This window comes from Paraburkholderia sp. GAS41 (assembly GCF_050436545.1).
GTDB lineage: Bacteria > Pseudomonadota > Gammaproteobacteria > Burkholderiales > Burkholderiaceae > Paraburkholderia.
In genome coordinates this window covers 1-23,593 of the sequence record NZ_JBNDMK010000018.1, presented here as the reverse complement: position 1 = coordinate 23,593, position 23,593 = coordinate 1, and the positions used below count along the sequence as shown (strand labels likewise).

Sequence of the window (23,593 nt, the reverse complement as noted above, 5' to 3'; positions counted from 1 at the left end):
TAAAATTGTCAATAAATGTTTTAAAACATGATTAATAAAGAATACTCTTGATGATTCTTATTGATACGTGGCGATAACAAGAATTCAACCTTGCGCGACATTCAGCCATCACTGAATCCAGTTAAAGATCGGTTCAGTTTTCGCGGCGGGATAACCGACCCGCCATCACCACGGCCCGACTGCCCCATCTCCTGAAGCCCCGACGTGCACCGTCACCCCGATCCACGTCAACCGGCGGCCCTTACAAACCGTCTACAATGCCCGCTGTTCCCTGAAGCGAGCTTTCATGCGTAATCTTTCTTTTCGCGGCCTGCGCCTGTCGGCCGGGCTAGCCTTCAGCGCGGCTTTGGCTATCGCCACCGCCCTGAGTGCGCCCGCGGCCCACGCCAGCAGCGTCATCGTGCTCAACTCCGGCGAGGCCACCCTCAGCCTGATCGACGAAGCCACCCATCAGGTGACCGGCACGGTGCCCACCGGCAAGGAGCCGCATCACCTGATGGCGACGCCGGACAACCGTTCGCTGATCGTCGCCAACTCGGTGTCCAACAACCTGATGTTCGTCGACCCGAAAACCGGCAAGGTGCAGCGTTGGGTGGAGAACATCGAAGATCCGTACCAGATCGGCTTTTCGCCTGACCAGAAGTGGGTCGTGACGACGGGGCTGCGCGTCGACCGGCTCGACATCTACCACTACGACGGGCACGACATGACGCTCGCCGTGCGCCTGCCGCTCGCCGTGATGCCGAGCCACATGGCGTTCTCGAACGACAGCAAGACCGTGTTCGTCACGCTGCAGGTTTCGGGCGAGCTGGCCGCGGTCGATCTCGCCACGCAGCAGGTCAAGTGGAAGATGAAAGTCGGCAAGGTGCCGGCCGGCCTGTGGATGACGCCCGGCGACAAATACCTGCTGATCGGCATGACCGGGGCGGACTACGTCGCGGTCGTCGACTGGCGCAACCAGAAGATCGTCAAGACGATCCAGACCGGCAACGGCGCGCACAATTTCCGCTCGCTGGCGGACGGCAAACACGTCGCGGTGTCGAACCGTGTCGCGAGCACCATCAGCATCATCGACGAAGACAGCCTCACCAACGTGGGCGACATCACCGGCCTGATGCCCGGCCCGGACGATATGGAGCTATCGGCCGACAAGCGTTATCTGTGGGTCACGTTCCGTTTTGCCAAACACGTCGGCATCATCGATCTGAGCACGCGCAAGCTGATCCAGACCATCGCGGTGGGCCGCTCGCCACACGGCATCTATTTCTACGACCGCGCGCCAGTCACGGCGCCCAACGGCGCCTGAGCGCAGCAGGCGATTGGCGCGCCACACGTGACGGCGGGAACGAGACATACGGTTCGTTTCATCTGATCGTTGCGGCGCGCGGCCGCCGGGTCCGCGCGGTGCAGACCGCCTCGCAGGCCGACGCGGCGCAGCCAATGCGATCGCTCCCGCATTTGCATCTGCTGGATCACAACCAAGACACGCACGGCGGCCCCCGCTAGCCGATCGTAATCGCTTCGCAGTGCTGCGGCACTACCGGCGCCTGGCCGCGTGGTTTATCCTGTGCAGACTCCGGGCGTTACCTTCCCGTGCGGGATGGTTGCCCGGCTTCCTTTTTGTCCCATCGTTTCGCTCACTCGCACTGGCTCGCATGAATGATCTGTTGCGCTCGTTCGGCCGCGCGCTCGCAAGCGCGCTCCACCCGCGCATGCTCTGGCTGACCTTTCTGCCGTTCTTTGCGGCAACGGTCGTCTGGGGCGTGATTCTCTGGTTTTCGTGGCAAACACTGATCGGCACCACGCGCGTCTGGCTTGAAAGCGCTCCGTTCACCCACACGCTCTATCATCTGTTCGACTGGCTCGGCTTTGCTGCGCTGCATACCGTGCTCGCGCCGTTCATTGTGATCGCCGTGGCGATTCCGCTGATCGTCGTGACGATCCTGCTGCTGATCGCCACGCTTTCGATGCCAGGTGTGATCCGCCATCTGTCCACGCGCCAATTCGCTAGCCTCGAGATGCGTCGCGGCGGAACGTGGTACGGTAGTCTCGCGCAGGCGCTCTGGACCACGCTCGTCTGCCTCGTCATGCTGATCGTCACGTTGCCGCTGTGGCTGATTCCGCCGTTCTTCGCGCTGATTCCGCCGCTGCTGTGGGGCTGGCTCACCTACCGCGTGATGACGTACGACGCGCTCGCCTTGCATGCCAGCCGCGACGAGCGGCGCGCGCTGGTGCGGCGTTACCGCTTGCCGTTGCTGCTGATCGGCGTCGCGAGTGGTTTGCTGGGTTCGCTGCCGACGTTGCTGTGGGCGACGTCGGTCTGGCTGATTGTGCTGTTCCCCGTCATGACGGCGGTGACGATCTGGATCTATGCGTTCATCCTCGTGTTTTCGGCGCTATGGTTCGGCAATTACTGTCTGCGCGCGTTGCAGCGCATGCGTGCGGAAGAACAGGGCGCGCGTCACGCGGCGCCGGTGGTTCCCTACTGAATTCATTTGAGAGGCCGCAATGGCATTTGGCGTCATCATCATAGGCGACGAAATCCTGTCGGGCAGGCGGGTCGACAAGCACCTGCCGAAGGTAATCGAACTGTTGACCGCACGCGGCCTGTCGCTCGGGTGGGCCGAGTACATCGGCGACGAGCCGGACCGCATCACGGCCACGCTGCGCCGCACCTTTGCTTCGGGCGATATCGTCTTTTCGACGGGCGGCATCGGCGCCACGCCGGACGATCACACGCGTCAATGCGCGGCCGCCGCGCTCGGCGTGCCGCTCGCGTTGCATCCGGAAGCGGCGGAGCTGATCCGCGAGCGGATTCGCGAAACGCATCCGGCCAATTCACCCAACCCCGTGGATCTCGACTCGCCGGACAATCGTCACCGTCTCAACATGGGGACGTACCCGCAGGGCGCCTCGATCATTCCGAACGGCTACAACAAGATCCCGGGCTTTTCAGTGGGCGACCACCATTTCGTGCCGGGCTTTCCGGTGATGGCATGGCCGATGATCGAATGGGTGCTGGACACGAAATACGCCCATCTGCACCACGCCATGCCGCACGCGGAAAAGTCGTTACTGGTGTTCGAACTGCCGGAATCGACGCTGACGCCGCTGATGGAGAAGATCGAGCGCGACTTCCCCGGCGTGCGCGTGTTCAGCTTGCCGAGCGTCGGCGATGCGGAGCGCGGCGGCATTTATGCGCGTCGGCACATCGATCTGGGTGTGAAGGGTGAGCCGGAGGCGGTCGCCGCAGCATTCGTGAAGCTGCGTGAGGGCGTGCATCTGCTCGGTGGCGATATCGTCGAGCCGGACGCGGCGGCAGCAGCGGCAGCAGCAAAACCGCGTAGCTGACGGTCGCGGCGATACGTCATTTGTTGCGCCGCGGGACCACCCGGGTCAGGTGCATCGGTGAGGGCCCGCCGCGCACGTCGATTCGCTGACATCGCCGTGCGCGCAGTGAATGGACACGGTCGATGGGCGGTGCGCACCATCACCGCTTGACGGCGCAGACCGCCTTAATTACCTGAATTAATCTCCGCTTTTCCGCAGCCGCAGCAAAAGCCGGCCATACATGCCGATTTTCATCAATTCCGCTCACGCGATCATTGGCATCACTTCCAGACATTCGCTAAATGTATTGTATTTCGCATGGCTGATTGACCCCAGTCACGCCGCATTATTCAATTGAATTGATTGGTGAATGAATTTGAAAGGATATTAGCTTGTTTAGTAAATCCGGATAAACAGAAATGGTAAATGGATATCTGTTGACGCCATTTGAACCCGTCGTATAGCATGGCTTCCAGTCATTTCGTCAATCCCGGATTGATGATTCGGATGACTAAACAAAAATTCAGGAGACAGCCATGGTAGCTTTACGCCGTCTTTCGGTCGCTCTGATCTTCATAGGTGCTTTGACGGGTTGCGGAGGAGACAGTCCAGGCTCCGCTGACGCCGGAAGTGCCGCAGTCGCGGCCAAACAGCTTGGTGGGGCGGGTCAGAGTGGCGCCGGCGGCAGTGCTGGCGATTCAAGCTCAACCGCTATGAATGCCGCCGCGCAGATACCCGCCGAGCAGTTCGCCACCCGCTTGACCCAGTACGTCAATCCGCTGATCGGCACCTTGGCCAGCAACTCGCCGAACCCGGTGCCCGCAGGCCAGGCCGGTAGCGTCGTGCCCGCAGCCGGCCTGCCGAACGGCATGGTGCAATGGGCGCCTGATACCAACACCACGCCCGCCCCGTCGAACAGCGCGGAACCCGGTTCGCCGGCTGGCTACTACTACGACATCGGTTCGATCCAGAGCTTCAGCCTGACGCACATGAGCGGCGCAGGCTGCGGCGGCAACGACGGCGAATTCCCTGTGATGCCGACGCTGGATGCTACTAAGCCGCTCGCGCAAACGTTTAACCATGCCAACGAGAAGTCGGTAGCGGGCGCCTATTCGGTGCTGCTCGACAACCAGATCAAGGTCGAGTTGACCGCGACCCTGCGCACCGGCTTTGGCCGCTTCATCTATCCGGATCAGCAACCGTCGTCGCTGGTCCTCAATACGACCTATACCAACACGGAATCGAGCGTGACCGGCACGGTCACCCAGGTGGATGCCCAGACGCTTTCAGGCAGTACCACCGGCGGCCATTTCTGCGGCAATGGCACCAACGTTCCGGTCTATTTTTATGCGCAATTTAGCCAGCCATTTGCGTCGACTTCTTCCATTAGCAATGGCGTTGCCGTACTGAATTTCGGTAAAGGAAAGACAGTCCTTATGAAAATCGGTATTTCATACGTGAGTGTCGCCAATGCCAAAGCGAATCTCGAGAAAGAAAATCCATCATGGGATTTCAATGGTGTGAGAGCATTGGCCGATGCAATATGGAATCAGCGCCTCAACACCATTCAGGTGAGTAGCCGCGATGCCACTGCGCTGACCAAGTTCTATACGGCGTTCTACCACGCGTCGTGGGCACCGAGCGTCTTCAGCGATGTCAACGGCCAATATATCGGCTTCGACCAGAAGGTCCATCAGGTGAGCGCGGGGCATGCTGCGCAGTACACCAGCTTTTCGGGCTGGGACATCTACCGTTCGCTGATACCGCTCAAGGCCACGCTGTTTCCGCAGGAGACCAGCGACATGGCGCAGTCGCTCGTGAACGATGCGGACCAGTGCGGGGCGATTCCGCATTGGGTCAATGACAACGTCGAAGACGGCGTAATGCCGGGTGACGCGGGATCGTTGATCGTGGCGGGCGCTTACGGGTTCGGCGCACGCAACTTCGATACGACGGGCGCATTGAACCATATGGTCCAGATGGCCAATGTTCCCGGTACGGCGTGCAATGGCGTGACGACGAACGGCGGCCGCGCCAGTTATCTGCAGTACGGCTACATCACGAACGGCGAATGGGGGCAGGCGTCGTCCACGCTGGAATACGCCAGCAGCGATTTCGCCATTTCGCAGTTCGCCGGCGAACTGGGCAACTCGACCATCCAGAAAATGATGCGCAGCCGTTCGGCCTACTGGCAAAACGTGCTGAACACGTCGTTGACGCCGCCCATCAACGCAGGACGCAATGCCGACGGCAGCTGGATTCCAGAGACCCAGAGCAGCACCGACAACTACGTGGAAGGCAACGCCGAGCAATACACGTGGATGGTGCCGTTCAACCCGACCGGACTGTTTGCCCAACTGGGCGGCAATACGGCGGTCGTGTCGCGGCTGAACACGTTCTTCACGGTGTTGAACGCAGGGACGAGTCTGCCGAATTTCTATATGGGCAACGAACCGACCTTCGAGGTGCCCTGGCTGTACAACTGGGCGGGTTCGCCGGCGGGTACGCAGAATGTCGTTCAGCAGATCATGACAAGTGCCTTTGGCACAGGGCCGAACGGTTTGCCGGGTAACGACGACCTGGGCGCGGTGTCGGGATGGTATGTGTGGGGTGCGCTTGGCCTCTATCCGGAGATTCCGGGTGTCGGCGGCTTCGCGATTGGCAGCCCGCAATTCTCGTCAATCACCGTTCACCTGGGCAATGGCAAGACGCTGCGCATCAACGCACCCGGTGCACCCAACGCGAATTACGTACAGAGGCTCACCGTCAATGGCGCCGCGCACAACAGTTCGTGGCTCGACGTCGACGCGCTGGCCAATGGCGCGACGCTGGACTTCGCGATGGGTTCGTCGCCTTCGGACTGGGGCACGGCCGCGGCCGATGCACCGCCGTCCTATGGCGTGCCGGTTGCTCGCGGTGTGGCGGATGCCTTCAACAACCACGGCATCAGCGTGGACGGCGGCACCGATACGGACGGCCTGGGTGCGGACTTCGACGGTTCGCTCTACAGCTACTCGTCGCAGGCATTGAAGGCGGCTGGCGCGGCACCGGGTCAACCGTTCGTGTTCGATGGCGCGAGCTTTATCCTGTCGGGCGGCCCGCTCGACAACGCGGTTGCAGTGGGGCAGACCATTGCGATGCCGCCTGGTACCAGCGGTCGCACGCTGGTCCTGCTGGGTTCGGCCAACAACGGTCCTGGCTCGGGTGCGGCGCTCATCACCTACGCGGACGGCACGACCACGCCGTTCACGCTGGCCTTCGATGACTGGACCCTCAATGGCGGCGGTGCGGCTCCGATCGACCCGATTGCGCTGACCACGACCTACCGCAACGCGGGCGATGGCACCAACAATGCCGTGAAGACGTATCTGTTCGTGCAGCAAGTGCCGCTCACACCTGGCAAGGCGGTGGTGAGCGTCACCTTGCCGAGGCAGGTCAGCGCCGGCAAGTTGCACGTCTTCGGGATTGCCGCCGCACCTTGAGTCGATGAGGCGCCGCTCGCGCGGCGCCGGTAAAACGCAAGCGCTCGAAGCGGCCGCATTCGCTGATGAAGCGGGTTCGCGGCCGCATCATCGTAGTGTCACATCACGCGCCGACGATGCAGTCAATGTGTCGCCGGCGCGTGCCGCTTTAGCGGACTGCTGCAGGCGAGTGGCGGCAGGTCCGCGTCAGTCGCCGGTTCATGCGGATGTGGCGTTAGCCAGCCTCACGAGGCGTCAGGCGCCGATCCACGGCAAACCGCGGAAACACCAGCCTGAGACCATCTTCCGATGCCCCTGGCCGTCCTTGTCGCCTTCAAAGCCTTCGAGCAGGTCGTACGCCTTGGTGAAACCGGCCTGGGTCGCGGCCAGCGCGGCGAGTTTCGAGCGCGCGGCGCTGCGGCACAGAAACAGCACGGGTGTGTCGGCGCTGGCGGCGAGACCGAGTTGCTGCAGGAATTCCTGATTCGGCACCGCGCCGGGATAACGGGTCCATTCGATATGCGCGTACTGGCCGTCGCCGATCACCGGCCGGCCGACCCAATCGAGTTCCGCACGCGTGCGCACGTCGACCAGACGCGTGCGCGGGTCGAGTTGAAGAAGCTCGAAGGCCTCCGCGGGCGACAACGCGCCGGCGTAGGGCAACTGGTTGTCGAGGCGGCGCTGTTCGGCCTGGGCATACAACTGTTCGAGCGTACTCATGACAGCAAGTCTCCGTCGGACCAAATTTCCATTCTAGCGCGGCGTATTCTGCGCAGGTGCGGCCCACCGGCAAGCGGAGCGACGCACCGTGATGAGCGGCGATGCACGGCGCGGACCTCAGTGGAGTGCGAAATGCGCCAAAACGGTGCAAAATGATGTGAATGCCCAAAAATGGGGATTTGTGATGTGGCACGTTTCCCGCCCGCCCCATAGTGGTGCGAATGATGAGGGAAACAGGGCTCGTTCAAGCTTGCCAGGGTGCGGCGGCTCCCCGCAAACGCGCGTGGCGATAAGCTTTTGCGCCGGGTTGGCGCATACATGGCACAGAAGCTGCTTATTTGGTGCCGATCGATTCGGGCACCGGCATTCAGCCTCTGCGTCAATTTTGCAGAAATGCGAGGTAGACGTGCCGGGACGGGTCAGCTAGATTTGGGCGGCGGCTCAATCCGCCGAATTCGTTAATCAGGAGATAGGTTATGAGTAAATCCGTGGCCGACGTCATGCAACTCGTCAAGGACGAGGACGTCAAGTTTGTCGACTTCCGTTTCACCGACACGCGCGGTAAAGAGCAACACGTTTCGGTGCCGGTGTCGGCATTCGACGAAGACAAGTTCGAAAGCGGCCATGCGTTTGACGGTTCTTCGATTGCTGGCTGGAAGGGTATCGAAGCGTCGGACATGCTGCTCGTGCCGGACACCAACACGGCCTTCATCGACCCGTTCTACGAAGAGTCGACCCTGGTGCTGACTTGCGACGTCGTCGAACCGGCGGACGGCAAGGGCTACGAACGCGATCCGCGCTCGCTGGCAAAGCGCGCAGAAGCCTATCTGAAGAGCACGGGTCTGGGCGACACGGCGTTCTTCGGTCCGGAACCCGAATTCTTCATCTTCGACTCGGTCCAGTGGAACATCGACATGTCGGGCTGTTTCGTGAAGATCGGCTCGGAAGAAGCACCGTGGTCGTCGGGCAAGGAATTCGAAGGCGGCAATACGGGTCACCGTCCGGGTCTGAAGGGCGGCTATTTCCCGGTCGCGCCGGTCGACTCGTTCCAGGACATCCGTTCGGAAATGTGTCTGCTGCTCGAACAGATCGGCATCCCGGTCGAAGTGCATCACCACGAAGTGGCTGGTCAGGGGCAGAACGAAATCGGCACGAAGTTCTCGACGCTGGTGCAACGCGCTGACTGGACGCAGCAACTGAAGTACATCGTACACAACGTGGCGCACACCTACGGCAAGACGGCGACGTTCATGCCGAAGCCGGTGGTCGGCGATAACGGTTCGGGCATGCACGTTCACCAGTCCATCTGGAAGGACGGCCAGAACCTGTTCGCAGGCAACGGTTATGCAGGCCTGTCGGAATTCGCGCTGTTCTACATTGGCGGCATCATCAAGCACGCTCGCGCGCTGAACGCCATCACGAACCCGACGACGAACTCGTACAAGCGTCTCGTGCCGCACTTCGAAGCACCGGTCAAGCTCGCTTACTCGGCGCGTAACCGTTCGGCATCGATCCGTATTCCGCACGTGAGCAACCCGAAGGGCCGCCGTATCGAAACGCGCTTCCCGGATCCGATGGCCAACCCGTACCTGTGCTTCTCGGCACTGATGATGGCGGGTCTGGACGGCGTGCAGAACAAGATCCATCCGGGCGAAGCCGCTGACAAGAACCTGTACGACCTGCCGCCGGAAGAGGATGCAAAGATCCCGACCGTGTGTGCCGGCCTCGACCAGGCGCTGGAAGCGCTGCATACCGACCGCGAGTTCCTGACGCGCGGTGGCGTGTTCACGGATTCGATGATCGACGCTTACCTGGAACTGAAGGAAGCGGAACTGCAACGTGTGCGTATGACCACGCACCCGGTCGAGTTCGAACTGTACTACTCGCTGTAAGCGGCGATGGCGCTTCGCCGCGCAAGTGGCGAAGCGCGCGCCCGACGCTCGTGACTGATCGAATGCGGGTCACAAAGGGACGGCGGCGCCGTCCCTTTTTTGTTGCGACGTGCTTAACGTTTGCGATGCCATTTGTGACGCACAAGCGGTTTGATGTATCACCATCTCTCATCGGCCAGACTGCAAGATGGTTCTGAAGAATCTGATCAAAGCTAGAAAAGGGCATGCCGAGCCGCTGTCGGAAAACGCACAGCTGGTGGAGTCGGGCTTGCTGACGGGGTTCGAAGCATTGCCGACGGTCGTGCTCGTGCTCGACAAGCGCACGCTGCGCGTCGCGTTTGCGAATCCCTCCGCGGAGTCGATGCTCGATCTCTCGCGCCGGCAACTCACGCAGATGGCGTGGCCCGACATCTTCGCGAATTCAGACGAACTGATCGCGACGATTGCCTCGATCGCCGAACACCGTTTTCACGCGACTCACCTCGACGCGGTACTGGAGCGTCAGGGCCACGAACCGCTACATGTGCATGCGATCGTGGGTTTCATCGAAAGCGCGCCGGACTTCGTCCTGCTCGAGCTGTTCGAAAACGAGCGCCACCTGCGCACCGATCGCGAAGAGCGGATCAACGATCTGACCGCGGTCAACAAGCAACTGATCCGCAATCTCGCGCACGAAATCAAGAATCCGCTCGGCGGCATTCGCGGCGCGGCGCAATTGCTGGAATTCGAACTGGGCGTACGCGAGCGCGACGAGTTGCGCGAGTACACCCAGGTCATCATCAAGGAGTCGGACCGGCTGCAGACACTGGTCGACCGGCTGCTGGAACCGCATCGTCATCCGCATATCGTGGGTGACGTGAATATTCACGAAGTGTGCGAACGCGTGCGGGCCGTGATTCTTGCGGAATTTCCGCGCGGCCTCACCATCGAGCGCGACTACGACGTGAGCGTGCCCGATCTGCGCGGCGACAAGGAGCAGCTGATTCAGGCGGTGCTCAATATCGTGCGCAATGCAGCGGAAGCGCTGCGCGAACGGATTTCGCAGGGCGACGCGCGGATTGAATTGCGCACGCGCGTGGCGCGCAAGATCACGATTGCGAAACGCTTATGTAAGCTGGCACTGGACTTGCATATCATCGACAACGGACCGGGCATTCCGGAAGACATCCGCGACCGCATCTTTTATCCGCTCGTTTCGGGGCGTGACGATGGCAGCGGTCTGGGTCTCACGCTCGCGCAGACTTTCGTGCAGCAGCACGATGGTTTGATCGAAGTGGAAAGCCGGCCGGGCCACACCGAGTTTCAGATTTTGCTGCCGCTCGACTGCTAATACCACATGCGTCACAAGCGCACCTAAAGACTTCTGACCGACCATATGAAGCCGATCTGGATAGTAGACGACGATCAATCGATACGCTGGGTGCTCGAAAAGGCACTCGCCCGTGAGAACTTCGCGACACGCAGCTTCGCGAATGTGCGCGACGCGGCAGCCGCGCTCGATCACGACAGCCCACAGGTGCTGGTGTCGGACATTCGCATGCCCGGCGGTTCGGGCCTCGAATTGCTGCAGACGGTGCGCGACAAGGTGCCGGGCTTGCCCGTCATCATCATGACCGCGTTCTCGGATCTCGATAGCGCCGTGGCCGCGTTTCAGGGCGGCGCTTTCGAGTATCTCGCCAAACCGTTCGACGTCGACAAGGCGGTCGAACTGATTCGTCGCGCCGTCGACGAAAGCATGCGCGGCGAGCAGACGTGGGACGAACGCGTCGCCGATGCACCGGAAATGCTCGGCCAGGCGCCGGCGATGCAGGACATGTTTCGCGCCATCGGCCGCCTGTCCCATTCTGCGGCAACCGTGCTCATTACCGGCGAATCAGGCACCGGTAAGGAACTGGTAGCGCGCGCCTTGCACCGACATAGCCCACGCGCGAATGGTCCGTTCATCGCGCTGAATACCGCGGCGATTCCGAAAGATCTGCTGGAGTCCGAACTATTTGGTCATGAACGAGGTGCCTTCACCGGCGCGCAGGCGATGCGTCAAGGGCGCTTCGAACAGGCCGAAAACGGTACGCTGTTTCTCGACGAAATCGGCGACATGCCGTTCGATCTGCAAACCCGTTTGCTGCGCGTGCTCTCCGATGGACAGTTCTATCGGGTCGGCGGCCACAATCCGTTGCGTGCGAATGTGCGGGTGATTGCCGCTACGCACCAGAATCTCGAAGCGCGGGTACGTCAGGGTCTGTTCCGCGAGGACCTGTATCACCGCCTCAACGTGATTCGCTTGCGTTTGCCGGCGTTGCGCGAGCGCAGTGAAGACATTCCGTTGCTGACGCGCCATTTTCTGCAGAAGAGTGCGCGCGATCTCGGCGTCGAATCGAAGCGCGTGTCCGAGGAGGCGCTCGCGTATCTTGCGTCGCTGCCGTTTCAGGGCAACGTGCGCCAGCTCGAAAATCTCGCCAACTGGCTGACCGTGATGGCACCGGCGCAGACCATCGAGATCAAGGATCTGCCGCCCGATCTGGTGCCGGCGCAAGCCGGCGCGGTCGAGATCGTGCCGGGCGGGGTGCTGGCTGGCGATGCAGGCAGCGGTATCGCGGGGCAGTCGGCGGTAAACGGTGCCGCTGGCGCGTCGCATCTGCAGGGGACAGCGGGCGTGACGGCAGGCGCGAGCGTCGCTGCGTGGGAGAGCGGATTGCGCACCGAAGTCGCAAAGATGTTGCGCGAGAATGCGCCCGATGTGATGGACGAACTCGCGCGGCGCTTCGAGGCTGCGGTGATTCGCGAGGCGCTCGATTTCACGCGCGGACGCAAGGTCGAAGCGGCCGAGCGGCTAGGCATTGGCCGCAATACGATCACGCGCAAGATTCAGGAACTCAACCTGGAGCCTTGATGTGTGAAGGGACAAAGGGGCGATGCGCGGCATCGCCCCTTTGCGAGCCGCAAACCGATCACAAGGCATAATCGTCGTTATCCAGTTACGACGGCCTACCATGCCAGCTTCCGCTTCAACTTCGCGTTCCTCTTCCGGGCCCCTCTGGCCGCAATCTCCCGATCCTTATCTGTCGCTCGAGTCGCTCGACGACCCCGCCGCCATGGCGTGGGTCGAACGTCAGAACGCCCGCACGCACACCGCATGGTGCAGCGGGGCGCGCTTCGATACGCTGACCCAACGCCTCGCCGAGGCGTATCTGCCGCGTGAGCGGCCCGTGATCCCCGAGCGCTGGCAGGACTGGGCTTACGATCTGTGGCAGGACGAGCACAATCCCAAAGGCATCTGGCGGCGCACGTCATGGGCGAGCTGGCGCGACGGCGCGCCGGTCTGGCAGAACCTGCTGGACTTCGACGCGCTCGGCGCAGCAGAGGGCACGCCGTGGGTCTGCGTCGACCTCGACATTCTCTATCCCGACGGCGATCGCGCGCTCGTGACGCTGTCGCCGGGCGGCTCGGATGCGGTCGTGGTGCGTGAATTCGACATCGACGCGCAACGCTTCCTGAGCGAGGGTTTCGTGGTCCCGAAAGCGGGCAAGCATACGGTGTCGTGGATCGATCGCGAGACGGTTTATGTCGGCTGGGACAAGGGCGGCAAGTCGCTGACGCGTTCGGGTTATCCGCGTGAAGTGCGGCGCTGGACGCGCGGCACGGCACTCGCCGATGCAACGGTGGTGTTTCGTGGCGACTTCGACGATATCAGCGTCGATGCGAACTACGATCCCATCGATCTGCGCCATACCGTCGTGCGCAGCGTGGATTTCTTCGATTCCGAAACGTATTACCTCGACGCTGCCGGCGCATGGCAACGCTACGACGTGCCCGAGCACGTGGCAGTGGGCGGTTGGGAAGGCTGGCTGATGTTCGAGCCGCGGCTCGACTGGTTGCATGGCGACACGCTGTATCCGGGCGGCGCGCTGCTCGTCATTCGTGAGCGCGAGTTTCTGGCTGGCGAGCGCGGCTTCGTGTCGCTCTTTACGCCGAACACGCAGACCTCGGCATGCGATTGGACCCACACGCGTCATCATCTGATCGTCTCGTATCTGGACGACGTACAGAGCAAAACGGTGCTTTGGCAACCGCAGCAATCCGAGGACGGCGAATGGCAGTGGTCGTCGCGCGCGTTTCCGTCGCGCGCCAGTTCGCAGGTGGATGTCTCGCCAATCGAGCCGACGCTGAACGACGAAGTGTATGTCGACGTCGACGATTATCTGTTGCCGCCCGAGTACTGGCTCGCCGATCTCACCCACGAGAGTCTGGCCGAATGGGAATTGCTCGACCGCTGGCCGACCCAGTTCGACGCCACACCGTACGCAGTGAAGCGCGGCCATGCGCGCTCCGCCGACGGCACACGGGTGCCATACACGGTGATCGGCCCACGTTCGTTGGCTGAATCCGGATCGCAAAGTGGCCAGCGTCAGGGCGCACGTCCGTGTCTGCTGACCGGCTATGGCGGCTTCGCGATTCCGCTCACGCCTAGCTATCTGACCGGACCCGGAATCGGCTGGCTTGCGCAGGGCGGGGTGTTCGTCGTCGCGCATATCCGCGGCGGCGGCGAGTTCGGTACCGAGTGGCATCTCGCAGCGCAAGGTGCAAACCGGCAGCGTTCGTTCGACGATTTCATCGCGGTTGCGCAGGCGCTCATCGACGACGGTGTGACCACGCCGGCGCAACTTGGTATCAAGGGTGGCAGCAACGGCGGGCTGCTGGTGGCGGCGTGCATGGTGCAGCGTCCCGAACTGTTCGGCGCGGTGGTGTGCGAGGTGCCGTTGCTGGACATGAGCCGCTATCACCTGCTGCACGCAGGCGCATCATGGATCGACGAATATGGCGATCCGGACGAAGCGGATGAGGCGCGCGTGCTCGCGGCTTATTCGCCGTACCATCAGGTGCGCGCCGGCGTGGCCTATCCGCCGGTGCTGTTCACGACCTCGACGAGCGACGATCGCGTCCATCCGGGACACGCGCGCAAGATGGTCGCGCGCATGCAGGCGCAGGGCGCCGAGCGGGTCTGGTATCGGGAGAACACGGACGGCGGACATGGCGGCGGCTCCGATGAACTGGAGCAGGCCGTTCATGACGCGATGGAGTATGAATTTCTGTGGGCCAGTCTGAACGGTCCGGCGTCTAGCTGATCTGCGCGACCACCGGTGCGTGGTCCGACGGTTGCTCCCACTTGCGCGGTACCTTGTCGACGTCGCAGGACGTGCAAACCGCGGCAAGGGGCTCGGACAACAGGATGTGATCGATGCGCAGGCCCGCGTTGCGGCGAAACGCCATCATCCGGTAGTCCCACCACGAGAACACTTTCTCCGGATGTTCGAACTGGCGGAATGCATCCACGAGCCCGAGACCAATCAGGCGAACGAATTCGGCGCGCTCTTCGGGGGACACCAGGTTCTGTCCTTCCCATGCCTTCGGATCGTGGACATCGCGATCTTCCGGCGCGATGTTGTAATCGCCGACCAGCGCGAGTTTCGGATACTGCTTGAGTTCGCCCGCCAGCCAGTCGTGCAGCGCTTCGAGCCAGCGCAGCTTGTAGGCGAACTTGTCGGTGCCGGGCGCCTGGCCGTTGGGGAAGTAGGCGGAAATCACCCGCACGCCTTCGATGGTCGCGGCAATCACGCGTTGCTGCGGATCCTCGAAGCCAGGGATATTGCGCACGATAGTGCTTTCGTCGACGCTCAAGCCGTCGCGCACCAGAAGCGCCACGCCGTTATAGGTCTTCTGGCCGGTGAACCAGCTGCGGTAGCCCTTCGCTTCGAGTTCGCCGCGCGGGAATTTGTCGTCGGTCAGTTTGAGTTCCTGCAGGCCGAGGATGTCGGTCTGGCTGGTTTCGAGCCAGTCGATCACGTGCTGCTGGCGTACTTTGAGGGAATTGACGTTCCAGGTGGCGATTTTCATCGGCATTTCTCATTGATGTCGGGTGCTGGGGTGTGTCCCTGCAGGGCAGGCGCGGGCATGCACAACGCCCGCGCCGTGGGTTGCCCGAATCTTACCGCGATCCGGCCGCCGCTTCTGGCTAGCGGCGTGCCGTGCATTTGCTGCGCTGCGACGCTCGAAACGGCCACCAGACAGCAGCAAATGAGGAAAAACACGAGCGTGCCTCACCGCTTCGCCCGCCGCAAAATAAATCGCGGATGGGCTCATTGCACGGCGTATAGTGGGTCTCATATTCACGTATCGGGGAATCGCCATGGCCGAACTCTATCCTGCTATCTATAAGGACTTCGAAGTGCATCCGCTGGTGTTCTCGCGGGAGTTCGACAAGTTCGACGGCCATAAAAGGCATGCGGAGGGTTACGACGTCGCCGTGCGCGTGTGTCGCCCAGGTGCGATTAGCGGCTCGAAGGCAAGCCGTGTGTTTCGACTCGTGCGTCCCTCCACGTTTTCCGATTTCGGCATCGCCAAACGCAGCGCAAGTCAGTACGGCGCAGACATCATCGACGGCAAGGTGGAAGGTGCGTCGGTCGCGGATCTGTGAGGCCTAAAAAATAATCCGCGTGATTGTTTGACGATCTGCCGACATCTCTATACAATCCGTTTTCTCTGACGCGGGGTGGAGCAGTCTGGCAGCTCGTCGGGCTCATAACCCGAAGGTCGTAGGTTCAAATCCTACCCCCGCAACCAAATATCAGAAAAGCCCGCTGGCAATCGCCACGCGGGCTTTTTCATTTGCAGATACGCAAGGTTTGCAGGCAGCGCGGCTGTATCGCAACCATTATGGAATCCTGAGCAATCGGGTTGAGATGAGCCGCCATATCGCAGCCGTCGCCAGAAGCAAACCAGCGTTAGCTTCTGAAAGGAAGCGAAGGTAGTATTCGGCGCTTAAGGGTGGTGCGTCTGACAACGGCGTTCGACCCGCAGCAACCCTGGTTTCGAGGACGTTGAAATGGATACCTACATCCTGTTGGGCGGTGGTTTCGGCGTGGCGCTGGCAATCGCAATCTGGGGTATCTGGAAACTCAGGTAGCGCTGCGCGCACACCCGCGAGCGAGCGGGACAATCTCGCCGTTGCGACCTGGTTTCATCGCGCTGTATCAGGAACCTGCTACAAGCTGGATACTCCGCTGGTGCGAGGACTGTATTTTCGTCAGGCGCCAATCCGGTCAGGCATGCCGTTGTTTTCATTTAACTTACGACACCCTATGTCCTCATCTGTCACCAGCTCCTCGACTCAGACCGTCAATGCCGCCCCCAGTCTCGTCCTGGGCGCGATTGGCGTGGTGTTCGGCGATATCGGCACGAGCCCGCTGTATACGTTGCGCGAATGTCTGAAAGCCGCGGGCGGCATCAGCCAGCCGAATGTGTTCGGGATCGTCTCGCTGATTCTCTGGTCGATCATCATGGTGGTCACGCTCAAGTACGTGAGCTTCGTGATGCGCGCGGACAACGACGGCGAAGGCGGCATCCTCGCGCTCACGGCACTGGCGTCGCGCGTGGCGCCGGCGCGCCTCTCGCGCCTGCTGCTCACGCTTGGCGTGTTCGGCGCGGCCATGTTCTACGGCGACTCCATGATTACGCCGGCGATTTCGGTGATCTCGGCGGTGGAAGGCGTCACCCTCGTCGATCCGAAACTGACGGCCTGGATCGTCCCCATCTCGCTCGTGATCCTGACGGGTCTGTTCAAGCTGCAAAAGCGCGGCACCGGGACGGTCGGCAAGGTCTTCGGTCCCATCATGGTCGTCTGGTTTATCACGCTGGCAGCGCTGGGGCTGCTGCACATCGTGACCGGACCGTCCATCATCGAAGCCGCCTCGCCGGTGTTTGCCGCGCGTTTCGTGGCTCACGCACCCGGCACGGCTTTCGTGGTGCTGGGTTCGGTGTTTCTCGCGTTGACTGGGGGCGAAGCGCTTTACGCCGACATGGGGCACTTTGGCAAAAAGCCGATCCGTTTCGCCTGGCTGCTGCTGGTGTTGCCGAGCCTCGTGCTGAACTATTTCGGTCAGGGCGCGCTGGTGTTGGCGAGGCCCGCAACGGTGGAGCAACCGTTCTTCGAATCGGCGCCCGGCTGGGCGCTGGTGCCGCTGGTTCTGCTGGCGACGGCCGCCACCATCATCGCCTCGCAGGCGGTGATTTCGGGCGCCTTCTCGATGACCAAGCAGGCGGTCCAGCTCGGCTTTCTGCCGCGCATCCCTGTGGTTCACACCTCGACCCATGAGGTGGGCCAGGTCTACGTACCATTCATCAATGTGTCGCTGTACGCCGCGGTCGTGTTTCTGGTGGTGTTTTTCAAATCTTCCGACAATCTGGCCGCAGCCTACGGTATTGCTGTCGCCTCGACCATGCTGCTGACCACGCTGCTGATGTACTTCATCACGCATTCGCTGTGGAAGTGGAAGCCGCTCGCGACTTTCGTGGTCATCGGTCCGCTGGCGCTGATCGACGCGGTGTTCGTCTCGAGTAATATCAGCAAGGTGCTCGACGGTGGCTGGTTTCCGCTGCTGGCCGGCGGCGTGCTGTTCACGGTGATGACCACGTGGCATCGCGGCCGCGAGGTGGTGGTGGAGCGCATGAAGAGCGACAACATTCCGCTCGCAGGGCTGATCAAGTCGCTGTGCGGCGGCTCGCATCCGCCGCCGCGTGTCGATGGCACGGCGGTGTTTCCCGGCGGCGTGGCCGGCATGACGCCGTCCGCGTTCATGCACAACCTCAAGCACAATCGGGTGATGCACAGCATCAACATCTTCATGGCCGGCATGACCGACAACGTGCCGCATGTGCACGACGATCAGAGAGTTGCCGTGGAAGACATGGGCTATGGCTGCTATTCGGTCACCGTGCGCAATGGCTTCATGGAGATTCCCAACGTGCCGGCTATCCTGTTGCTGGTTGCAAAGAAGATCCCTGACTGGCAATACGAACCGCAGGACACGTCCTTCTTCCTCGCGCGCGACACGGTGCTCGCTACCGGGGAGAGCAAGGCCATGGCGCTCTGGCGCGAAAAGCTGTTCGCGTTCCTTGGACGGAATGCGGCACAGGCGGCCGAGTACTATAGTTTGCCCGCCAATCGTGTCGTCGAACTGGGCGGCCAGATCAACCTGTAGGCTTCTTTTTTGGCCTCGCGGCTGGGTCGAGTCGCTCTGTACCCAGCCGCTTGCGTCAGCACCGCATCACCCGTGCGTGTCGGCAGTAGTTCGGTCTGCTCAGAAAGCGATGTTGGTCCGCAGGCCAATGATCGCTTCGTTGCCGATACGGTGTGACGGGTTGTCCGGATTCGGAATACCGCCGGCTGGACGGAACGCATACTGAAAGTCAGCCTGCAGTTGCCACCACGGCGTGACCTGATACTGATAGGTCGCTTCGAGGACGGTTTCCGCGCTACGCGACGGGTAACCCGGTGTGAAGCTGGCCTGGGCGCTGGCGAGGTCCTGCGCGTGCGAGCCGATCTGCGCATAACCGAGCGCCAGCCCGACGACGTCGTTGTCGCGGCCCTTGAACGGCGCCTTCAGCGTCACGCCGGCATTGATGCCCAGATCCACGAGATTGCGGTCGCCGGGCGCACCTATCGCCCTTGCAAACACACCCAGCGACTGCGGGCTATCCGCGCTCGGGCGCCACACCATCTGGTCGGCCACCGCGTAGAAACTGTAATCGCCGCGATGATGCTGCGCGATGCCGTTGCTCGCAGGGTTCGCGAGCGACAGACCGATTGTGTCGACACCCTGATCGGGAAACTGCTGCGTGTTGTACCAGAAGCCGAGTTTGTAGGTGCCGGGCAGGCCGGCGGGTTTCGGCGCTCCCGGATCGGACGGCGCCGGATTAAATGCATATTGCGCTTCGCCGATGAACAAGGCGCTGTCATGCAGATTGAAGTTCGTGCCGTGTGCGTTGAGCGATTGCGGATCACCCACGCCGTAACCCGCGGGATTGCCGTCGAACACGCCGGCCAGCACGGTCCAGTTGTCAGAAGGCGCAGCCCGCACACGCACACCGAGTGACGAGAGCGGGTAGGCTGGCCCGCCCGCGGGCAAATCGATGGAAGGCAAAACGGACCAGCCGAACGTTGCGTTCATGAAGGTGGCGGCGTACTGGCTCACCATGAATTCCTGGTCGAGGCTCTGCTGACCGATCTTGACATCGACCTTGCCTCCGAAAAGCGCTTGCTGGTACCACAGTTCCCACAGACGCGTCGTTGCATCCGCCTCGATACCGCTTGCGTATTGGAGCGTTTGCAGATCGCGCGTGCTCAGATTGGTGCCGTGAATCTGCAGACCCGAGACGTTGAAGATGCCGCCTGGCAGGCCGAACGCTTTCTGCGTGTCGACACCGATACCGAATTGGGTCAGACCGTCGTAAGCGCCGCCGCGTCGCGTGCCGCCCGACAGGTTGTTCAGGTACTCGCTGGTTTCCTGCAGGCCAAACGTCACCCCATAATTTCCGAGCAGTGGACGCAGTCCGCCCATGTCACCGAGCAGATTCGAGCGGTCCCAGAAGCCGGTCGGCGTGGGAGGCGTCTGATCGGTTTGGGCAGCGGTGCCGTTCGGGCCGGTGGCTTGCGCGTCGCTCTGTGCATTTGAAGTCGCCGCAGCGGACGACGCCGGTGCGGAGGGCGGCGTTTCACCATTAGCCTGGGCGAACGCAGGCGGCACGATTCCGAGCGGGAGCAGCAGGCTCAAGCTTATGGGTCGACGGCATATCAATAGTTTGGCTTGCAGATTTTTTTTCATGGCGAGCGGGGGCAATCGTTATCGCGGCGTAGCCGCCTGGGTGTTTATCGATTTGATGCTTCGGAAAAGACGGGAATGTGACGCCATCCCGTGTCAGGAAAACCACCCGCTCAGCGGTAACGCGCTATCGAGCGCGCGACCGATGGGCGAGAGGGACAACAGCGCGACTAACGCAAACGCGGCGGCGATCATCGCCAGAATGCTGTAACCGGAAGTGGTGACGAACATAAGCTTCCCCCCGTCCAGCCTGACGAACTCAGGCGACGTATGAAGACGTGATGGCGTCTCGCAAGCGAGCCTGCGAAAGACGGACAAACAAGGGAGCGTGCTGCTGACGAACTGGCAGAAAGCCAGTCAGAGAGGGCGCGCGCTAACCCGACCAGAGCGAGTTAGCGGCGAAGGAGGCATCCTGCGCCGCTAACTCGCGGTTGTGTCGCCGGCCTGGGCCGGCATCGGACTACCACTACTGCATGTGTCCACAAGGGACTCCTTTTGATGAGACGGGCGGATTGTATTCGCCACTTGCGCGGCGCGGCAAGTAAAAAAAGCACAAAGGCGCGGCACTCGAAAATCAGCCGACATTCCACTTGCGCAGAGCTTTCCCTACGGCTTTTTTGAAAGGGCAATGAAGCATTACGACCCGGCCCTCTGCCGATTAACGAGGGCTTTTGAATATGTTGGCTCTGCTTAGCGAATCAAGTTGACATTTTCTTCTCAAAATGTCTAGAATTCTGCCGTCGTCACAAATGGGGCAAATGCCTTGGACAGTAGCAGTAGTCGATCTTCGATCAGTTTCATTGCCTGACCAGCAGGACGCCCGCGCCGTATTCCTGAGCCGCCGTCTTGCCAGCAGGCAGACGGTGCGCGCCGTAGTGATTTTCTCCGTGCACCTTTATCCGCGCCGTACGAACGCAGCGATCTCGCGCGTTCGCGCGGCTCCGTGGTTGCGCCGTCCACGACGGGCGCACCGAACGCCGATAAGGAGTACCCCATGCCAGACCCTGACAGTTGCCCTTTACGCCGCTATGCCTTCCCTTTGTCTGAAGGAAGCGAGTAGAACTGTGCCGCCGCGCGTGTGATACGCGGGTACTCCGGGTCTGCTGGCTTCCGCTGAATTGCGTTAAGCCAAACGCTCGGAGAATTACCATGAACTTCGGCCTTCTTCTGTCGCAACTGCCGCACGTGCAGGAATCGCGCGTCCATTACGACGCCATGCTGTCGCTGCAAGCCCACGAACCCCGCCAAGCCCACAAGCTGCTCGCCTTCTGGCGCGGCTTGAAGTCGCTCGTTTCCTGAGTTGTCCCGATCTTGTGTCGTCTGCAAGCGGCGTCATCGTTGATGATACGCGCGAGCAGATGACGCAAGCGTGCGCCATTTTCTGTTCGCCCGAGTTCCACCATGACTCATTTGAGCCTTTCGTCGCGAGTGCTGGCTGCTACTTCCACTGCCACTGCCGCGCATTGCGCCAAGGGCGCTCCCGGTGTTTCAACCTTCCGTAACCGGGGAGTCGCCTGATGAATTTCAGTTTCAATCTCAACCGCACCGCCAATGCTTCCGCGTGGCGTCTGCTGCCCAACGGCTGGGACTTCGTCGCCTTTCCGCTCATCATCTGCGTGCTCGCGCTCACCGCGATCGGCTTTCACCAGACGCTGGCGCCGATGTCGACCTTGAAGACGCAGGTCATCTCGCTCGATCCGGCCAGTCTGCCGGAATACGCACTGCGTACCACGCTGCGCATGCTCGCCGCGATGGTGGCGTCGCTGGTTTTTACGCTGACCTACGGCACGCTGGCGGCGAAGAGCCGCCGCGCGGGCCTCGTGCTGGTGCCGATTCTCGACATCCTGCAGTCGGTGCCGGTGCTGGGCTACATTTCGTTTACGGTCACCTTCTTTCTGGCGCTGTTTCCGGGCCGCGTGCTCGGCGCGGAGCTCGCGGCAATCTTCGCGATCTTTACGAGCCAGGCCTGGAATATGACCTTCAGCTTCTACCAGTCGCTGCGCACGGTGCCGCGCGATCTGGACGAAGTGTCGCGCGGTTTTCATCTGACCGGCTGGCAGCGTTTCTGGAAGCTCGAAGTGCCGTTCTCGATGCCGGGCCTCATCTGGAACATGATGATGTCGATGTCGGGCGGCTGGTTCTTCGTGGTGGCCTCCGAGGCCATCACGGTGGGCAACAACACGATTACGCTGCCGGGCATCGGCGCGTATCTGGCCCAGGCGATCTCCGATAAAAACCTGCACGCAATCGGCTGGGTCATCCTGACCATGACGATCGTGATTCTTGCCTACGACCAGTTCCTGTTCCGGCCGCTGGTCGCCTGGGCCGACAAGTTCCGCATGGAGAACACCAGTTCGGGCAACGCGCCGGAGTCGTGGCTGCTCGACCTGATCCGTCGCACACGGCTGATTCACCGTGGCCTCGTGCCGATGGGCAAGCTGTTCGCCAACGCGGCGCGCGTGCCCGTGCGTCTGCCAGCGAGTCTGCCAGGTGTAGGACGGATCAGCATCAGCATGCCGCGCCGGCAAAAGCCCTCGCTGGCGGGCGACATCGGTTGGGGCGTGCTGGTGATTCTCCTGACGCTCTATGTCGTCTATCGCGTCGTGAGCTTTGTGCGCACCGGCGTCGATCTCGCCGAGGTGGAACACGTGTTCGTGCTGGGGCTGATCACACTGCTGCGCGTGGTGGTGCTGATTGCGATTTCTTCGGTGATCTGGGTACCGCTGGGTGTGCTGATCGGGCTGCGTCCCGCGCTCGCCGAGAAGATCCAGCCGGTCGCGCAGTTCCTGGCCGCATTCCCGGCGAATCTGCTGTTTCCGGTGTTCGTCATCGTCATCGTGCGCTTTCATCTGAACCCGGATATCTGGCTGTCGCCGCTGATCGTGCTGGGCACGCAGTGGTACATCCTGTTCAACGTGATCGCGGGCGCGAGTGCCTATCCGAACGACTACCGCGAGGTCGCCACCAACTTCCGCATTCGCGGCTGGCAGTGGTGGCGCAAGGTGATGCTGCCGGGCATTTTTCCGTACTACATCACCGGGGCGATTACGGCTTCGGGTGGTGCGTGGAACGCGAGCATCGTCGCCGAGTTCGTGCAGTGGGGCGATACCAAGGTGGTCGCCCATGGTCTGGGCGCGTATATCGCGCAGACCACCGCCGCGGGCGATTTTCCGAAGATCATTCTCGGCATTGCCGTGATGTCGCTGTTCGTCACCTTGTTTAACCGTACGCTATGGCGTCCGATGTATGCCTTTGCCGAATCCAGGCTCCGGCTCGACTGAGAGTAAAACACAATGCTAAATCCTAATGTGGTCTCTGCAGATCTGTTCCAGTCGACGTCCCCGACGCCTTCTACGACTTCGCGCCTCGGGGAAGAAGTGCTGCGCGTGAAAGACGTGAGCCGTGGCTTCGACAAGAATCAGGACGAACTGCTGGTTCTGGACGACGTGAACCTGTCGCTGCGCGAAGGCGAGATCGTTGGCATGCTGGGCCGGTCGGGCTCGGGCAAGTCGACGCTGTTGCGTATCATCGCCGG

Annotated in this window: 17 protein-coding genes and 1 tRNA gene; 14 read left to right on the top strand and 4 right to left on the bottom strand. The window is 61.6% G+C overall.

The features are described from left to right. Positions 1 to 286: 286 nt before the first annotated feature. From P3T43_RS22865 to P3T43_RS22850, 4 genes are all read left to right on the top strand, one after another. Positions 287 to 1,306, top strand: coding sequence for a beta-propeller fold lactonase family protein (locus P3T43_RS22865; protein WP_429283319.1), 1,020 nt, complete (start codon positions 287 to 289; stop codon positions 1,304 to 1,306). Positions 1,307 to 1,655: 349 nt separating this feature from the next. Next, positions 1,656 to 2,489, top strand: a complete 834-nt coding sequence (locus P3T43_RS22860; protein ID WP_429283318.1) for an EI24 domain-containing protein — start codon at positions 1,656 to 1,658, stop codon at positions 2,487 to 2,489. Between the two features lie 19 nt (positions 2,490 to 2,508). Further along, complete coding sequence (locus P3T43_RS22855) at positions 2,509 to 3,351, top strand: competence/damage-inducible protein A (protein ID WP_429283317.1); 843 nt, start codon at positions 2,509 to 2,511, stop codon at positions 3,349 to 3,351. A 515-nt stretch (positions 3,352 to 3,866) separates the two neighbouring features. Next, positions 3,867 to 6,812 (top strand): GH92 family glycosyl hydrolase, encoded by a 2,946-nt coding sequence (locus P3T43_RS22850; RefSeq protein WP_429283316.1) that lies wholly within the window; start codon positions 3,867 to 3,869, stop codon positions 6,810 to 6,812. A gap of 234 nt (positions 6,813 to 7,046) precedes the next feature. Here P3T43_RS22850 and P3T43_RS22845 read toward each other — a convergent pair whose 3' ends face one another. After that, complete coding sequence (locus tag P3T43_RS22845) at positions 7,047 to 7,511, bottom strand: rhodanese-like domain-containing protein (protein ID WP_429283315.1); 465 nt, start codon at positions 7,509 to 7,511, stop codon at positions 7,047 to 7,049. A gap of 476 nt (positions 7,512 to 7,987) precedes the next feature. Between P3T43_RS22845 and glnA the strand changes: the two genes are divergently transcribed. From glnA to P3T43_RS22825, 4 genes are all read left to right on the top strand, one after another. Then, entirely contained in the window at positions 7,988 to 9,403 is a 1,416-nt protein-coding gene (glnA, locus tag P3T43_RS22840) for a type I glutamate--ammonia ligase (protein WP_429283314.1), read from the top strand. Between the two features lie 187 nt (positions 9,404 to 9,590). Next, the gene (gene glnL, locus P3T43_RS22835) at positions 9,591 to 10,733 is read left to right on the top strand and encodes a nitrogen regulation protein NR(II) (protein WP_429283313.1); all 1,143 of its coding nucleotides are present in this window, start codon (positions 9,591 to 9,593) and stop codon (positions 10,731 to 10,733) included. A gap of 45 nt (positions 10,734 to 10,778) precedes the next feature. Further along, positions 10,779 to 12,293, top strand: coding sequence for a nitrogen regulation protein NR(I) (gene ntrC, locus P3T43_RS22830; protein WP_429283312.1), 1,515 nt, complete (start codon positions 10,779 to 10,781; stop codon positions 12,291 to 12,293). A gap of 100 nt (positions 12,294 to 12,393) precedes the next feature. Continuing rightward, positions 12,394 to 14,526: a prolyl oligopeptidase family serine peptidase gene (locus P3T43_RS22825; protein WP_429283311.1), complete on the top strand. Its 2,133-nt coding sequence runs from the start codon at positions 12,394 to 12,396 to the stop codon at positions 14,524 to 14,526. On the opposite strand, the gene xth is transcribed toward P3T43_RS22825, so the two are convergent. Continuing rightward, complete coding sequence (gene xth / locus P3T43_RS22820; protein ID WP_429283310.1) at positions 14,519 to 15,295, bottom strand: exodeoxyribonuclease III; 777 nt, start codon at positions 15,293 to 15,295, stop codon at positions 14,519 to 14,521. The two genes, P3T43_RS22825 and xth, sit on opposite strands and share 8 nt — an antisense overlap. A 292-nt stretch (positions 15,296 to 15,587) precedes the next feature. Between xth and P3T43_RS22815 the strand changes: the two genes are divergently transcribed. The 3 genes from P3T43_RS22815 to P3T43_RS22805 all read left to right on the top strand — a co-directional run bounded on the left by P3T43_RS22815 (position 15,588) and on the right by P3T43_RS22805 (position 18,438). Further along, positions 15,588 to 15,875, top strand: coding sequence for a hypothetical protein (locus tag P3T43_RS22815; RefSeq protein ID WP_429283309.1), 288 nt, complete (start codon positions 15,588 to 15,590; stop codon positions 15,873 to 15,875). Positions 15,876 to 15,944: 69 nt separating this feature from the next. Continuing rightward, positions 15,945 to 16,021 (top strand) — tRNA-Met (locus P3T43_RS22810). Between the two features lie 518 nt (positions 16,022 to 16,539). Next, positions 16,540 to 18,438 carry a potassium transporter Kup gene (locus P3T43_RS22805; RefSeq protein ID WP_429283308.1) on the top strand — a complete coding sequence of 633 codons (1,899 nt, stop codon included), beginning with the start codon at positions 16,540 to 16,542 and terminating at the stop codon, positions 18,436 to 18,438. A 99-nt stretch (positions 18,439 to 18,537) separates the two neighbouring features. Here P3T43_RS22805 and P3T43_RS22800 read toward each other — a convergent pair whose 3' ends face one another. Further along, positions 18,538 to 20,061: a carbohydrate porin gene (locus P3T43_RS22800; protein ID WP_429283307.1), complete on the bottom strand. Its 1,524-nt coding sequence runs from the start codon at positions 20,059 to 20,061 to the stop codon at positions 18,538 to 18,540. A 93-nt stretch (positions 20,062 to 20,154) separates the two neighbouring features. Next, positions 20,155 to 20,289 carry a hypothetical protein gene (locus P3T43_RS22795; protein WP_429283306.1) on the bottom strand — a complete coding sequence of 45 codons (135 nt, stop codon included), beginning with the start codon at positions 20,287 to 20,289 and terminating at the stop codon, positions 20,155 to 20,157. 918 nt (positions 20,290 to 21,207) lie between these two features. Between P3T43_RS22795 and P3T43_RS22790 the strand changes: the two genes are divergently transcribed. From P3T43_RS22790 to P3T43_RS22780, 3 genes are all read left to right on the top strand, one after another. Beyond that, positions 21,208 to 21,357: a hypothetical protein gene (locus tag P3T43_RS22790; RefSeq protein ID WP_429283305.1), complete on the top strand. Its 150-nt coding sequence runs from the start codon at positions 21,208 to 21,210 to the stop codon at positions 21,355 to 21,357. A 218-nt stretch (positions 21,358 to 21,575) separates the two neighbouring features. Then, the gene (locus P3T43_RS22785; protein WP_429283304.1) at positions 21,576 to 23,339 is read left to right on the top strand and encodes an ABC transporter permease; all 1,764 of its coding nucleotides are present in this window, start codon (positions 21,576 to 21,578) and stop codon (positions 23,337 to 23,339) included. A 12-nt stretch (positions 23,340 to 23,351) separates the two neighbouring features. Beyond that, positions 23,352 to 23,593: ATP-binding cassette domain-containing protein (locus tag P3T43_RS22780; protein ID WP_429283303.1), on the top strand; the 242-nt coding region annotated here is incomplete at its 3' end.